The organism is Psychrobacter sp. CX10 (assembly GCF_057621575.2).
The window spans coordinates 2,160,768-2,177,519 of the sequence record NZ_CM177736.1 but is presented as its reverse complement, the minus strand read 5'-3'; the positions used below and the strand labels follow the sequence as shown (position 1 = coordinate 2,177,519).

Genomic DNA, 16,752 nt, shown 5'->3' with positions numbered 1-16,752 from the left:
ATACAAATACATATGACCCAACTATCATGAACACTTATAACGGAGAAGCAACTTGAAAGATTTACTCGATATTATGAAAAGCCCTGCCGACAATGGCAAACGTGAATTTGATAGCATTCAAATATCATTGGCTGCTCCTGAGACTGTCAAATCATGGTCACATGGTGAAGTTAAAAAGCCTGAAACCATCAACTATCGTACCTTCAAACCTGAGCGCGACGGTTTGTTCTGTGCTAAAATTTTTGGCCCTGTAAAGGATTTCGAATGTTTATGTGGTAAATACAAGCGTCGTAAATTCCAAGGTGTCATTTGTGAAAAATGTGGCGTAGAAGTAACGACTGCCAAAGTACGTCGAGATCGTATGGGTCACATTGATTTAGCCAGCCCAGTTGCGCACATTTGGTTCTTAAAATCTTTACCAAGCCGTATTGGTTTGTTACTTGATATGACCTTGCGTGATATCGAGCGTGTATTGTATTTTGAAAGCTATGTCGTGACTGAACCTGGTATGACTTCTCTAGAGAAGTACCAATTACTAGATGATGAAGACTATTACAAAGCCCTAGAAGAATTTGGTGATGAATTTACCGCCAAAATGGGCGCAGAAGCGGTTCAAGATTTATTAAAAGATATCGATATTGATTTAGAAATTGATGATCTACGCGAAGAAATCCCAAATACGGGTTCTGAGACGAAGCTTAAAAAGATGTCTAAGCGCTTAAAATTATTAGAAGCTTTCCGTGATTCTAATAATAAGCCTGAGTGGATGGTAATGAGTATCTTACCGGTACTTCCACCAGATTTACGTCCTCTAGTTCCTCTAGAAGGTGGCCGTTTTGCGACCTCAGATCTAAATGATTTATATCGCCGCGTTATTAACCGTAACAACCGTTTAAAGCGTCTCTTAGAGCTCAATGCGCCTGACATTATCGTACGTAACGAAAAACGTATGCTACAAGAGTCAGTTGATGCGCTATTAGATAACGGTCGTCGTGGCCGTGCTATCACAGGTAGTAATAAGCGTCCGTTGAAGTCACTTGCCGATATGATAAAAGGTAAGCAAGGTCGTTTCCGCCAAAACTTATTGGGTAAACGTGTTGACTACTCTGGCCGTTCGGTGATTGTTGTTGGTCCAACGCTACGTTTACATCAGTGTGGTTTACCTAAGAAAATGGCCCTTGAGTTATTTAAGCCATTTACTTACTCAAAATTGTTATCACACGGTATGGCGACAACCATCAAACAAGCTAAGAAGATGGTAGAGCGCGAAGAGCCGCAAGTTTGGGATATGCTGGCCATGGTTATTCGTGAGCATCCAGTTATGCTAAACCGTGCTCCAACACTGCACAGACTTGGTCTTCAGGCGTTTGAACCGGTATTGATTGAAGGTAAGGCCATTCAGCTTCACCCGCTAGTTTGTACCGCATTTAACGCCGACTTTGATGGTGACCAAATGGCGGTTCATGTACCATTAACACTTGAAGCCCAGCTTGAGTGTCGTACGCTGATGATGTCGACGAATAACATTTTATCACCTGCTAACGGTGATCCTATTATCGTTCCGTCACAAGACGTGGTCTTAGGTCTTTACTATATTAGTCGTTCGTCTATTAATGCTAAAGGCGAGGGCATGATATTTGCCACCGTTAACGAAGCATTGCGTGCCATTGGTTCAAATGATCTACACGTTAACGCTAAAATTAAAGTACGTGTTACTGAGACGGTAATTGATGATGACGGTAACGAGACTGAAACCACGTCACTTAAAGACACGGTTGCAGGTCGTCTTTTAATTTGGAACATCATGCCTAAAGGTATGAAGTTTGAAGAGTGTAATGTTGAGATGACCAAGAAAAACATCTCTAAACTGATGAACTCTTGCTATCGTACTCGCGGCGTAAAAAACAGTGTAATTTTCGCTGACCAATTGATGTACCTAGGTTTTGCACAAGCAACACTATCTGGTGTATCAATCGGTATCGAAGATATGGTTATTCCGCCTAAGAAGAAGGAATTAATCGACGCAGCAGATGCTGAAGTTCGTGAAATTGAACAACAGTTCGAGCAAGGTTTTGTTACCGCAGGTGAGCGTTATAACAAAGTCGTCGATATCTGGTCGCGTACCAATGATAAGGTTGCTAAAGCGATGATGGACAACCTAGCTACTGACAAAGTTATCAATGCCGAAGGTGATGAGGAAGAGCAAAAATCTTTCAACTCCATCTTCATCATGTCAGACTCTGGTGCTCGTGGTAGTGCGGCACAGATTCGTCAGTTAGCCGGTATGCGTGGTTTGATGGCTAAGCCGGATGGGTCAATCATTGAGACACCTATTAAAGCCAACTTCCGTGAAGGTCTGTCAGTACTACAGTACTTTATTTCGACTCACGGTGCTCGTAAAGGTTTGGCCGATACCGCGCTTAAGACAGCAAACTCAGGTTACTTAACGCGTCGTCTGGTTGACGTGGCGCAAGATTTAGTAATTACTGGTGATGACTGTGGTACAGATAAAGGCGTACGTATGACGCCACATATCCAAGGCGGCGAAATCATTGAGAAACTAGGCGATCGTGTATTAGGTCGTGTCGTAGCTCAGGATGTGGTTAGCCGTGATTATGAAGTACTATTAGCAGCAGGTACGCTTATCGATGAGCATGGCGTTCAAGTTATTGATGGTAATGGTATCGATGTGGTATGGGTACGCTCTGTTATTACTTGTGATGTACCCCATGGCGTTTGTGCTCAGTGTTATGGCCGTGACCTTGCACGTGGTCACAAAGTGAATATTGGTGAGTCTGTGGGTGTCATGGCAGCGCAATCAATTGGTGAGCCAGGTACTCAGTTAACCATGCGTACGTTCCACGTTGGTGGAGCAGCAAGCTCGACATCTGTTGATAATAGTGTTTCTGTAAGAAACTCAGGTTCTGTTCGTTTCCATAACATGAAAACAGTTGAACATGCTGATGGTCACCTCGTTATTGTTTCTCGTTCAGCTGAAATTGGTGTTGCTGATGACGTAGGTCGTGAACGCGAGCGTTATAAAGTCCCTTACGGTTCAAGCGTATTAGTTAAAGATGGCGACGATGTTGAAAGTGGGCAGTCAATCGCTAAATGGGATCCACATACGCATCCGATTATCACTGAATTCGCTGGTAAAGCACGCTTTAGTGACATTATTGATGGGTCAACGGCTACCGTCAAAATCGATGATGCTACTGGTATGAGCTCGTTTGAAATTCTTGGTGCTAAAGATCGTCCGTCTAATGCTAAAGATTTACGTCCAGCAATTATTCTAGATACCACCGAAGGAAAAGAAGTGGTTTACTTCTTACCTTCTGAAACGATTATTCGTGTGTCTGATGGCGAAGATGTGACTGCCGGTTCTGTACTAGGCCGTGTACCTCAAGCGACGTCTGGTACTAAAGATATTACAGGTGGTCTGCCACGTGTTGCTGACTTGTTTGAAGCACGTCGTCCTAAAGATCATGCCATCATGGCAGAGATGTCAGGTGTAGTGAGCTTCGGTACGGCGACTAAAGGTAAGAACCGCTTTATTATCACCAATGAAGATGGTGAGGCTCATGAAGAGTTGATTCCTAAATGGCGTCAGATTAACGTCTTTGAAAACGAGACGGTTGAGCGTGGTGAAGTCATTGCAGATGGTCCATTAAATCCGCATGACATCTTACGTCTGCAAGGTGAAACGGCACTGGCTAACTATATTGTTGATGAAGTACAAGATGTATATCGTCTGCAAGGGGTTAAGATCAACGATAAGCACATCGAAGTTATTATCCGTCAGATGTTGCGTAAAGTTGAGATTACCGATGCAGGTGATTCTAGCTACTTTAAAGGCGATCAGGTCGAATATGCTGATGTGAAAGCCACAAATGAGAAGCTACTTGCTGAAGATAAGTTCCCAGTTAAATTCCAGCGTCAACTATTGGGTATTACTAAAGCAAGCTTAGCGACTGAAAGCTTTATCTCAGCGGCATCGTTCCAAGAAACAACCCGTGTCTTAACTGCTGCTGCTGTTGAAGGTAAGGTTGATGAGTTACGCGGCTTGAAAGAAAACGTCGTTGTTGGACGCCTGATTCCAGCGGGTACTGGTCTTGCTTATCATGCAGCACGCAAAAAAGCCAAAGAAGGCCAGCCTGCTTATGATGTTGAAAGTGCATTAGATGCTGCATTCGATATAGAAGCGACCAATCCTTCTCAAGACTTCAAGAGCTTTGATGAAGCCTTCGCTCAAGAGTTAAGTCAAGATAAATAATTATATCGGTTCAGCTTATAAATTTATTTTGTAATAGAAAAGCCAGCGTAATGCTGGCTTTTTTTATGGTACATTAATGGCATAAGGTGAGTTCTATAGTCAAAGAACTTTTAAGTAGTCACAAGGCAACTGAGTGCAATTACTACTAGGGTAGACTTAACGAGGTTAACACCGTGACTCTTTATAAGTTCGCCGACTATATATTAAAACTATACTCAGCGAATTATTAAATGGCTAGAATTATAAAACGAAAAAATGAGGACATGGTATGGCAGATAAGGGTAGAGTCGCTCGTTATCAAGCAGATCGAACCAATCAGAAATTTTATTTTTGCCGAATTGCATGCAAACAAGCTGGAGAAACAGCGGACAAACAGCATTATCAAGCGCATTGCGAAACGGCTATTTTTCATTTACAAGGCGCATTATTGGCTTTATTACAAGAGTTGGCTCATTTTTATAATCTAGACACTAGCCATCCTACGGTTGAGTATATAGAGAATGAACTTGCGAAAAAAACGCTTGTTTCACCAGAATTAAAACGTATAAAGATATCTTTAGAGACGGGCGTACTTGCAAATATAAATAAAGCGTTTGAACGATGTCAGTACGCGCCAGAGCCAGATAGTAAAAGTATGGAGACCACCAACCGTGATCTTATTGTTAATGTTGTCACGTTATCTAATCAATGGCTACCAGATGAACAAACGATCCGAGAATGGCGTGGTCAATTTATGACACTCGTTGATGAGATGCGCGGAGGAATGATAGAGTATTAATAAGACTTTTCTAACAACTATCAACGTTATTAAGTCTGTCATATACATGAATTGAATTACAGACCTTTTAATTATGAACTCAGTATCACGCCTATAATCTTAATGACGTGAGATTAAGATTATAGGCTTAAAGAGACTTTAAAGTTTAGACATTAGAGTTGTTATATTGGAGTTATGATATTTGAGTGAAAATAATAGAAGTGATAACATTTTTTAGTCAAAGTTTAAGACTTCGCTTCACCTTCACGGCGCTGTTTGAGTTCTGATTTTGGTATCCAAGCCCAAGTCATTTCTACTGTGATTGGATCGCGTTCACTGCTTGACTCGCGATCATCAATAACACAGGGAATGACCATCTCTCCTTTATGGTTGTCTAAAATATACTGACGTTGCTCATCGGTTAACGTCGAAATGGCAGCAATTTGTCCTTTTTGTAAGGGGCGATAGAAGTTGACTTCATAAGACTTGACCAATAATATGCGATCAGAAGGTAGATTGATACCTAAAATAAAGCCTGTGGCGGTTTCTGCTAAGAGCGTCACTGCCACTGCATGCACAGAGCCGATGTGATTTTGAACGTGTTTATCATTATCTAGGCTCACCACAAGTTTATTAGGCGTCACACTTTCATAAACAATGCCAGTTGTACCGACATACGGTACAATGCGACTAAATGCCTGAGTTAATACGAACGATTGCGCAGATTTAGGCAATACGTGCACCGCTTTTAATATGGTGGTAAATGGATTGTGAACGTTGGGAACGGAAGATTCAGCATCATTATTATGGTTAGATAACTTTGATAAATCTATGGGACTGATCTGAGAGACGGTAGAAAGAGCATTTTGAGCAACTTTGGTAACCTGATTAATTATCTGTCCTAAATGGCTCATATATATCCTTAAATGTGTAAAATCATAGATTTAGTAAATAATGAGACATTATATCACCGTCAGTAGAATAAGTGAGTGACGCGCGTACGCACAGATTGATTATCTTATACATAGTTTGATTTAAAAACTCTTGTGAACACTAGTATAAAGTAGCTTAAGCGATACTTATAGACAGATAAAAATGTGATGTTAGATCCACAATAGTTGTTATATATTAGAATAAGACCTTTATGACACAGCCTAACCAACCGACTAATATAATTTTTACTGGCGTAGCTGGTACTGGTAAAACGCATCGTTTGTTACAGATTCAGCAACGCTATGACCAAGTTATAGACCATTCATGGGACGACTGGCGGTTGCAGCAGGTTAAGTCTTATAGCTGGTGTGATGTGGTGTGTGCGGTACTATTATTAGAAAATCGTATGATGACCGTCCCTGAAATAATGCGTCATGCATTGATTAGAGACAAAGCCCAAGCCAATGAGCGACATGATAATATTAATCAAACGTTATGGGTTCAGTTGAATCAGCATGCGCATCCAGAGTCCACGACGGTTAACTCAAGCAAACGCTCTGCTAATTACTACTTTGATAAAACCGAATCAAGTCAATGGTATCTACTAGATGAGATGACACCTATTCTTCAAAGTCGCTTAGAAGAACTCATCTCTCTTTATAACTCTGATGCGATCAAGCACCATATTCAAGATCATGTTGTTAGTCGCAGTTGTTTGGTGAGCTTTCATCAATCTTATGGATACGATGAGTTTGTAGAAGGGATACGACCTAGAATTAATCCTCAAACAGGTCAAATGCAGTACACTGTACAGGACGGTGCTTTTTTAGCATTATGTGCCAAAGCTCAAGCCGATCCACAAAATCGCTATGCGATGCTGATTGATGAGATTAATCGTGCGAATACGGCACAAGTGTTCGGTGAACTCATGAGCGTTATTGAACCTAGCAAACGTGCCGGCAGCGATACGCCAATGAGTGTGCGTCTAGCGTATTCGGGGCGTCAATTCACGGTACCTAGTAACGTGGATATATATGCAACAATGAATACCCAAGATATGTCTTTAGCAACCTTAGATATGGCGTTTCGTCGTCGTTTTGATTTTATAGAATGTGCGCCAGATAATAGCGTTGTTGGCGAGGTAGCAGATCAGTGGGGACAGGAAGTTGATTTAGCTAAAATGATGCAGGCTATCAATCAGCGATTAGCCTCTTTGATTGGTGTAGAGGCACAATTAGGTCAGTCTTATTTTATGAATATTAATGATGTACAGGGCTTAGCTACGCGGCTATATCGCCAAATCATTCCACAAATTATGCAGCATCTGAACCAGTCTGTCGCTGCGCATCAAATTCACGAGGTTCTCGGGCAGATATTATACGGTTACGAGTACACTCCTGTTGAGCAAAATAAACCACCAAGCTTATTTGAGTCAAATGATGAGTTGGCAACCTCTAGAATACAGTTAGCTGTAGAATTTGAAGATATAGCAAATAAAGAGGTATCTAGAACCCAAGAAGACGTTAACAACAAGGATAGTGAGGTGCGCACAAAAAAGGCTTCACCCTACTTGATGGCGAATACATATACACGGTTTTACGAGTCTAGTTAGTTTTAGTAACTTGAACTTAGCTTATGATTTAAGTTTATAAATCAAGCTTATGAACCTAGCTAAACCGCTATTGTAAATACACTTCTATATTTCCACTTTATTTATAAAGGTATATAGATAGTATTCAATGGTATTGCACGTTATTTAGCGCTATTTGACGCGAAACCAAGCTCTGTCAAAGGAATACAAAAGTAGTGTCCCAGCATCAAACAAATCAATAGTCTGATCCAGCGACGGCGAATTTAATAAGCTGTTTAGAGCATCAACACTTAAGTATTCATGATTTTCTATTACCTGAAGATTTTAATTATCTTATCGAAGAAGATTTGCCATGCTTTAATATTCAGGTTAAGCGCGGCCAGGTAGTTTTAAGGGTCAGTCATTATTTGGCTTCAATTGTACTACCTAGCGGTACTGTTTTAGAAATCCTACCTAAAATCAGTGATATAAAAACGAATACAGGGACTCAATCAAATGTAAGCACTGAGAACCTAGCAGCCGTTCGAGAATCCAGAGCTTGGGTAGCGCAGATGCTAAAAGATATCGCATCCGACGATCTTGACGCTTCGCTAAACTTAAAGTCGATATCCTCGGCATCGCTTGCCCAAACTTCGGTTAGTTCTAACCGCTATCCGAAGACGATCCTAGATAGCCTATCTATACCCGCTACTTTTAATAAAAGCTTCAATGCTAAAAATAAAAGATCAAATGCTAAAAATAAAAGATCAAATGCTAAAAATAAAAGCTCCAATGCTAATCACGAAGTGGCTAATAGTAATACTACACATGGCGATGAGCAGCCATGGCATATCGGCTTATTAAAAACGGCGGAGTTGTATATAGAAAAAGCGGCAAACTTTCTACCCAATCAGTATCAAACTCAAGTACAAAATAATCCGAAAGCGCAAGGCCGAATCAACCTAAAATCTCAACTAAGATTAAATTGGCACCGCCCGCATTATTTATATAGTGAACATTCTATATTTGAAACAGACGCCTTACTGCTTCAATTTCTGGCGACGGGCTGGCAGCAATTGCAAAGATTGCAAGGCGCCAATCCCTTAATAGATAAAATCTCACTACAAAGTAAACAATTAAACCAGTCTACTCATCAATTACAAAGCGAACCTAAACTCGCCAAACGGCTTTCGATACAATCAGCGACGTCAAAGGTTGTAAAACATCGCAATTTAAAACACGGCTCTTTAAAACATAGCGCTTTAAAACATAGCGCTTTAAAACATCAGGCTCTAAAACGTCACAATGTATTGCCACCAAAACAATGGCAGCCTACTTACAATAAGCTGCTTAAACAAGCGACGCAATGGCGTAGTCAATTTTCATCTAAACAATATCACGTACTACTAGATGCCATTGATTGGTGCTGGTGGATTCTAAATAATACCGCTAAGTCTAGGAGTGGTCATGGGGTAAGTGACACCGCGTATATGCCGCAGCCCACGTTAATGATAAATATGAATCACGCTTTTGAACGGTGGGTATTAGGTAAAGTTGCTAATGACGTTAAGAATAATATGCCAACGTCAGAATTAATTATTCAGCCAAGCTTCAATTGGCTGACCGACAATGCGGTTGCAGAATCTAATCAACGTTTGAGTTTAAAACCAACTCAGCATCTGCATACAAATACTCCTCCCAATAAAGACATTGAGTGTCAACACAGTGCTGTTATTCAAAAATTAATACCAGATGCTTGTATTATTGACGCCACGGGGAGTATAACTCACGTAATTGACATAAAATATAAAAAGCTTACGCGTGTGAATGAGATAAGCGGCAGTGATTGGCAGCAATTATGGACCTATCAGCAATATTTAAGATGTCAAAATGCATGGCTAATTTATCCTACTACGGGCGGATTAAAAAATAAGATAAAGGTCACTGCAAACTTATATCAAGATAAATTAAACGAAGATAACTCATACGAAGATAACTCATATAAAGATAACTCATATAAAGGTAACTGTTCAAAACAGAAAAATAGATGCGAAATGCATGTTATACCGTTCAAAGTTAAAGAGGGGAGGTTGGGCTAGTTGAATCCTCACGTATATGGACTACGGACAACTTATATAAGGTTCTGTGAATATTCAACCATTAGGACGATAACCTTGATAATAAGATTTTGCAAAATTTTATAACGATCTATATATTTATTTAAAAAAGGTGTTGACAGAATGTTCTATTAATCCTATTATATGCACCTCGATAGCGATGACGCTGATGATTTAAACATTTAACGTCTTGTATTCGAATAAAAAGTAAAGCATCGGAGTGTGGCGCAGTTTGGTAGCGCATCTGGTTTGGGACCAGAGGGTCGTAGGTTCGAATCCTATCACTCCGACCACTTTTTACTAGAGCCTTACAGGCTTTTTTTTATGCTTTAAATAAGACACTATTCGTTTATAGCCTATTTTATAGTTATAATGAATATGGTCAGTACTATGAGCGCCTGTAGCTCAGTTGGATAGAGCATCTGCCTTCTAAGCAGGTGGTCGCAGGTTCGAATCCTGCCAGGCGCACCATTTTTGCCTGATAACCTTATAAAGCAAGTAGCTATTGCATAAGTACTAAATAGACTATGTATCGCGCTTAACTTCTTTATAACATCAATACATCTATTATGGCGGATGTAGCTCAGTTGGTAGAGCCCCGGGTTGTGATCTCGGTTGTCGCGGGTTCAAGTCCCGTCATTCGCCCCATATTTTAAATAGTATTTATCCTATATTTATTGACTTTTTTATACTAATCTAGCCTATGCTACGATTGGTTTTTTTTGGTCTATTGTTTCGCAATATAAGTCTACATTAATGTATAGATAGTAACGATATAGCTATTAAAATACCGCTGACAATCTCTATAACCTCTATAATATTGTTAAATTTCAAACGCTCATATTAAATTCATTTATACAGCCCCTATATTAATCTCTGCTATTGGATAATAGATATCTGAGCTCCCCCACTGGTTCAATTTTTTATACACAACAAAAATATGATGAATTGCCATAAAAAGAGCCATAAAGCTTTCAACTTAGAATCACCTCTTTTAAACCTCTGTGTACCTGTTATCATTAATGGTATTATGAAATAGATTTTATGACGCAATTTATTAAATTTAAAGAAGATATGTAAGAGCTAATATTATGGCACGACCCTCCGTTACCGTAACTGCTACCAATACAAAATTAGCGAACAAACAGCCAAATGATTCTGCTGGTGAAAATTCTATGGATGCTAAAGCCCAAGGTGAAACCGAGCATGAAACAGACTCTGCGACCAAACAAACGCCTAGAAAGCCTAACACCAAAGAGCAGTTGATAGATTTGTATCGTACGGAGCCTTTAAAACTATATACGACAGCGAATAGTAAAGATCTTTTGGTTATTGCTGATGAGCGGGCAGCATTATATCGACGACAACAGCAGCGCAATGAGTTTTTTTACACCGCGCATACGTCGATTAGACCCACGTACATGGTTCAAATTTTAAAACCGCAATTTGATGAATATGAGCAGTATCAGATGGTACGTGTTCTAGACCAGCGCGGTATCTTAGACTTAGATAAGCTTGAGCTAACTTGGCAGCAAATCCATGTTGTGGATGATTTGATTGTAGATATCGTTCGACATATGCCCGCGCAAAAACCAGTCGGATGGCAACTTACATCCGCCAGTAAGAATCATTTAAAGCTGCCTACTGTTGGTCGTTTGCGAGATACTCTTACCATAGCTGATCAGGGCAGTTTGACCAGTTATGTAATGGGACATTTTGGGGTAATGAGCTATACGTATGATCGAGCTTATTATATTGGTCACGTTATGGGGTATTTATTTTGCTGTTATTATTTAGCCCATTTATCTATTGCATACGGCGTGACGCCATTGCCTGAGAAGACAGTAGCAGATTATGATTACGTCTCTTTAGAAACCCCAAAAATGGTTCGATTATTACAAGGTGTAGACGTGCACTGTAAGCGACGTATATATCAGTTGGCCGTACTATGCGCGCGGTTAAGCAGTTATAAGATTGATAAATATGCTGAAAAGCTATTAATTGCAGAAGTGAATGAGTTTGATAAAAAGCAGCAAATAACACATTTAGACATGCTATTAAATAATGGACTCATGCCTGATATGCCAGATATGATCGAAGACAAAATCTTCCCGGGTACTACTGGTGATAAATAAACCGCCAAAAGCTTCTAAAAATTAATCATTTTGTAGGATGAACAGATTATGATGGGCGTTCTATAAGGCACTTTACAACCTCTATTTTATAATACATGTTTTATGACTACCATTGTATATCGGCTATTTTATAACCGCTATTTTCATATTAATACATTTATCTTATAACTGCATAAGATCCAGTTAGATCCATAAAGAGCGCATTATGCCAGCATATCACTACAAAGCCCTAGACACTGCTGGAAAAATTAAGAAAGGGGTAATGCAAGGAGACTCCTCACGTCAAGTTCGCCAAGAGCTTAGAACGCAGTCACTATTGCCGATAGAAGTGGATGCGGTGCAGACAGTTACTAATGATAAAGTGCGTCATCAAAAAAAGCTTTCAGCGTATGAGCTTGCATTAGTAACTCGGCAGTTATCGGTTCTTTTAGCAGCTGCTATTCCCCTTGAAGAAGCGTTAGGATCAGTGGCGAAGCAATCAGAAAAGCCTCATGTGAAGTCTGTCATCTTGTCTGTTCGTTCTTTTGTGTTAGAAGGGTATGGGTTGGCTGAAGCATTGGAACGTGTGTCTAATTTTCCAACGCTATATGTCGCGACAGTAGCAGCTGGCGAGCGCTCAGGTCATTTGGATTTGATATTAAAGCAATTGGCCGAATACACCGAAAATCGTTTTGCCCTGCAAAATAAGATTAAAGTGGCTATGATTTATCCTTTAATATTAATGGTCATTTCACTTGTTGTGGTTATTGGGCTGATGAGCTTCGTAGTACCAAAGATTGTTAAAGTATTTGAACAATCTGAACAAGCACTGCCTTTGATTACGCAAGTGGTGATGGGGTTATCAAATACGATTACACAATGGTGGTGGCTTATCGCCATCGTCGGTGCCGTAGTAGCGTTATTGATACTTCGTTTTGCTAGAACTGAGACAGGGCAGCGGGGTATTGACAGGCTTGTACTAAAGCTACCAGTATTAGCACGGTTGACAAAAAGTCTTAATGCGGCTCGATTTGGCAGCACCTTATCTATTCTTGTGCGATCGGGTGTGCCTTTGATTGAAGCCTTGCAAATCAGCGCGGCTGTCACCACTAATACTTATATTACAGATACGATAAATCTGGCAGCTATAAAAGTGACAGAAGGCGCAAGTCTTTCGAGTCAATTAGAGAAGTCGCCTTATTTCCCTCCCATGATGATTCAAATGATTAAAAGTGGAGAAAATTCGGGAGAGCTTGAAAACATGTTAGGTCGGGCTGCGGATATGCAAGAAGCGGAGGCTACTAATTATATTAGCACTTTGCTGGCTCTGATTACCCCATTAATGCTAGTGTTTATGGGGGTAGTCGTCCTAATAATTGTTATGGCAGTTATGTTGCCTATCGTTAATATGAATGATTTGGCTTAAAGTATTAAGCTGGATGGGTTTAGCTTGATTGATTAGGATAGATTGGTTTAAGCAATTGGTTAAGCCTGAATGATTTGATAAAATTGGTTTGGCTTAAAAAAGACTTTAAATGACTTTATTTAATCAATAAATTATTATATTTAACTTTATTAACACTATATATATTCTACATATTAAATCTAATACATATTTTAAAGAAGACATTATGAAGCGAAGCAATCAATACATTTTACCCACCAAGTCTCAATCTGGCTTTACCCTTATTGAAATTATGGTCGTCATTGTTATCTTAGTTATCCTCGCGGGCATTGTTGTCCCTAGAGTCGTGGGCCAAAGTGATAAAGCACGTATAGGGACTACTAAAACCATATTAGCTACCGTATCGAACTCTTTGGATTCATATCGAGTGGATAACTCAAAATATCCGACGACTGCTCAAGGTTTGGAGGCGCTCATCACGCCGCCTGAAGATGCTAAGAATTATCCTGAAGGTGGGTACATTAAAGGTGACTATCCAACCGATGCTTGGGAAAATGATCTTCAATATGTCTCACCTGGTTCAGAAGGACGAGTTTATGATTTATTCTCGTTAGGGGCAGATGGTAAGCAAGGAGGGGAAGGGGTGAACGCGGACATTTATGCCAAGCCATAATGTTTATTGCCTTTAATCATATAACTGTTAACCCCTGTTTTAGGCCCCTTTATATCGATGGTAGTGGCTATGCGTTTTTGGTACATTATTGATGATTTATTGTTAATTAGTTATCGATAATTCCCTATTGCTTATGACATAGCAGGTGTATTCAATATAATCGATACCTGCTATTCGATAACTTCTAATCGGGACCTTTTTAATAAGGTTCACGTCATAGATATCCAAATTTAATAATTGCCTAAATACAATAATAGCCGTTTGTATAAATTCTAAGATAAGTTGATGTGATGAGAGATTTTAATAAGGTTTATCGCAAATCTGATAATAATAACTTTAATAGAGCATCAGACAATACAGATGCCGATAAATTCACGGTGAGTGATAATCGCCAGCTTGTAAAAAATCAAGGTACAGTATCGCGTTTACAGCGTACCGGTATTATCGCGTCCTGTGCTATTGCCTTATTTACAGCGCCTCATATTATCGATTCAACGCCTGCTCATGCTGCCAGCTTGGGCGATCTTTTTGGAAGTGATTCAGCACAATTTGCTCAAAGTGATTTTTTGAATGTGAAAGATGCCTTTGATGTGAGTGCAGTGCAGCAAGGTGATAAGGTTTTAGTTAATCTTAATATCACACCTGGACACTACGTATATAAAGACAAGCTTGCATTAAAGCTACCTGATGGTGTGACCGCATCTGCATTTAAGTTCTCACAGCCTTCAACGACCGTCGATGACCCTACGTTTGGCAAAGTTGCTGTATTTAAACAGCCTTTGGTGACTGCGACGGCCTCATTAACGAACAACACTTCCTCAGCTATAAAACAAAATATTACCTTGAAGTGGCAAGGCTGTGCGGATGCTGGGCTGTGTTATCCACCGCAAAACCAATCAGTAAAGATTAATTTAAAAGCTGCTGCACCTTCGAACCTGACATCAACTCCAGCATCAAACTCATCATCAATTCCAGCGTCAATTCCAGCATCGACCTCAGCGTCATCGTCGCAAACCTCCTCGACAACACTTGCTTCTGAGTCCACTAGTAACTCAAAATCAACTGCTCCAAGTTCAGCGTCTTCAAAGTCATCTTCTGCCACAGCGGCGTCTGCACAAACTGCAGCAGATAATAAGGCCCAAGCAAACTTAACTCAAAATACCGATATTGTAGCTAGCGACCCGATCAATAAGTCATCTATACCATACAATAGCGTTGGCATTGAAGATGACTCTGCTGTTAATGAGTCATCTGTTGATACTGCGCAAGGTGAAAATATTGATAGTCCTTATAATTTTGATAACAGTACAGCTGACACTATTTTAGGGGATACGAATAATACGAACGTTGCAAATAATATCACGACCAATTCAACGGTTGACGCTCAAAGCAACAACCAAAGTGCCAAGCTTTCAACAACAAATGAAGGATCATTATTTGGCGGTGAAAACGTAGTCAATCAAGATCCTTTTGGTTTAGCTAAGCATCCTTGGTTGGCTTTACTCCTTTTGTTCTTAGCAGGCTTAGGATTGGCATTCACACCCTGTGTGTTACCCATGCTGCCTATTGTGAGCAATATTGTGGCGCGTCAGCACACCCCAACTCCAAAAAGAGGCCTGATATTAAGTGGTAGTTATGCGTTAGGCGTTTCAGTTGCTTATGGTATTTTGGGAGCGATTATCGCAGTATTTGGTGAGCAGTTAGGTATTATAGGCTGGTTGCAAAACCCGACTATCCTATTAGCTTTTGCTGCCATATTTGTTCTACTCGCCTTATATATGCTTGATGTCATTAAAGTACCCGTTCCTAATGCCATTCGTAAGCGGACTCATGCCATCAGCCAGACAGGTGACAAGTATTTAGGAAGCACCGCAGGTAGCTTTGTTGCAGGTTTGTTGTCAGCTTTAGTGGTATCTCCTTGTGTGTCTGCGCCTTTATTTGGCGCCTTGTTGGCTGTATCTACCATCGGCAATCCGCTATTGGGTTTTGCAGCGTTATTTATGCTTGGATTTGGATTATCTGCGCCTCTCATGGTGCTCGGTGCTAGTCAAAGTAAGTTAATGCCCAAAGCTGGCGCGTGGATGAACTGGGTAAAACAAGGGTTTGCACTTTTACTGTTCGCTGTGGCCTTATTGCTTATCGAGCGAGTATTAATGTCACCAGTTATGTTAATGCTATGGGCCGTGTGGTTTGTGGTGGTGGCCGTATGGGCCTGGTATTGGGTTGGCCGCGGTATTATTATTACAAGAACATTGGGAATATTAATGGGTATATGGGCAACGTTATTGATGGTCGGTGCTGCTGCAGGCAGTAGTGATGTCTGGCAACCTTTGCGGGTATTTACTGCAACTAATGTACAAACAGCTTATAAGCCATCAACTGTTTCAGGTGTATTTATTGAAGCAGCCCAGCCAGTAACAGAGTTTGACCAAAATACATCTACCCCTTCAAGTTCTACAGGAGCTCCTATTAATACCGCTACCAATCAAGCTTCAGTGAGTTCAGAAGTAGGATCTGTCCCAAGTGTAGAATTAAACTATAATTCGGATATTCATATCACTTCAATTGATGAACTCATCAAAGTTGTCGAACAATATCCCAAGGTGTTGGTTGATGTCACTGCTGATTGGTGTATAGAATGCCGGATCATGGACAAAACATTGTTTACGAATAGACCTGCATTGATGAAAGAGTGGCAGTTTGTCAGATTAGACATTACTGAAACCAATGACGAGTCTGCACGCGTGCTATCTGAGCTGCGTTTGTTTGGTCCCCCTGCTTTATTGTATATCGTTGATGGAGAGCTTAAAGAACAACAAGTGGCTGAGGTTGGGCGTGAGGAGTTTGAACAAACGCTACGCCGTTTATAGTTTAAGCGCTTTGGTAGAGTGTTTATTAAAATGTTTGTTG

The 16,752-nt window shown here is 40.3% G+C and carries 9 protein-coding genes and 3 tRNA genes; 11 read left to right on the top strand and 1 reads right to left on the bottom strand.

Going from position 1 to position 16,752, the window contains the following annotated elements; translation table 11 throughout:
• Positions 1–52 precede the first annotated feature (52 nt).
• Positions 53–4,273, top strand: a complete 4,221-nt coding sequence (gene rpoC, locus AC21OH_RS08745; RefSeq protein ID WP_487370051.1) for a DNA-directed RNA polymerase subunit beta' — start codon at positions 53–55, stop codon at positions 4,271–4,273.
• A 268-nt stretch (positions 4,274–4,541) separates the two neighbouring features.
• Positions 4,542–5,051: a DUF6586 family protein gene (locus AC21OH_RS08740; protein ID WP_487370052.1), complete on the top strand. Its 510-nt coding sequence runs from the start codon at positions 4,542–4,544 to the stop codon at positions 5,049–5,051.
• Between the two features lie 224 nt (positions 5,052–5,275).
• On the opposite strand, the gene AC21OH_RS08735 is transcribed toward AC21OH_RS08740, so the two are convergent.
• Positions 5,276–5,944, bottom strand: a complete 669-nt coding sequence (locus AC21OH_RS08735; RefSeq protein WP_487370053.1) for a DUF4442 domain-containing protein — start codon at positions 5,942–5,944, stop codon at positions 5,276–5,278.
• A gap of 230 nt (positions 5,945–6,174) precedes the next feature.
• Here AC21OH_RS08735 and AC21OH_RS08730 point away from each other — a divergent pair, with 230 nt between their 5' ends.
• The 9 genes from AC21OH_RS08730 to AC21OH_RS08690 all read left to right on the top strand — a co-directional run bounded on the left by AC21OH_RS08730 (position 6,175) and on the right by AC21OH_RS08690 (position 16,712).
• Positions 6,175–7,575, top strand: coding sequence for an McrB family protein (locus AC21OH_RS08730; RefSeq protein ID WP_487370054.1), 1,401 nt, complete (start codon positions 6,175–6,177; stop codon positions 7,573–7,575).
• A gap of 386 nt (positions 7,576–7,961) precedes the next feature.
• Complete coding sequence (locus tag AC21OH_RS08725) at positions 7,962–9,632, top strand: 5-methylcytosine restriction system specificity protein McrC (protein ID WP_487370055.1); 1,671 nt, start codon at positions 7,962–7,964, stop codon at positions 9,630–9,632.
• Positions 9,633–9,866: 234 nt separating this feature from the next.
• Positions 9,867–9,943 (top strand) — tRNA-Pro (locus AC21OH_RS08720).
• A 101-nt stretch (positions 9,944–10,044) separates the two neighbouring features.
• A tRNA-Arg gene (locus tag AC21OH_RS08715) sits at positions 10,045–10,121 on the top strand.
• A gap of 101 nt (positions 10,122–10,222) precedes the next feature.
• Positions 10,223–10,298: transfer RNA gene (locus AC21OH_RS08710), tRNA-His, on the top strand.
• Between the two features lie 443 nt (positions 10,299–10,741).
• Positions 10,742–11,785, top strand: coding sequence for a hypothetical protein (locus AC21OH_RS08705; RefSeq protein ID WP_487370056.1), 1,044 nt, complete (start codon positions 10,742–10,744; stop codon positions 11,783–11,785).
• 205 nt (positions 11,786–11,990) lie between these two features.
• Positions 11,991–13,190, top strand: coding sequence for a type II secretion system inner membrane protein GspF (gene gspF, locus AC21OH_RS08700; RefSeq protein ID WP_486535630.1), 1,200 nt, complete (start codon positions 11,991–11,993; stop codon positions 13,188–13,190).
• A gap of 205 nt (positions 13,191–13,395) precedes the next feature.
• Positions 13,396–13,842, top strand: a complete 447-nt coding sequence (gene gspG, locus AC21OH_RS08695) for a type II secretion system major pseudopilin GspG (protein ID WP_487370057.1) — start codon at positions 13,396–13,398, stop codon at positions 13,840–13,842.
• Positions 13,843–14,132: 290 nt separating this feature from the next.
• The gene (locus tag AC21OH_RS08690; RefSeq protein ID WP_487370058.1) at positions 14,133–16,712 is read left to right on the top strand and encodes a protein-disulfide reductase DsbD family protein; all 2,580 of its coding nucleotides are present in this window, start codon (positions 14,133–14,135) and stop codon (positions 16,710–16,712) included.
• Positions 16,713–16,752: the final 40 nt, after the last annotated feature.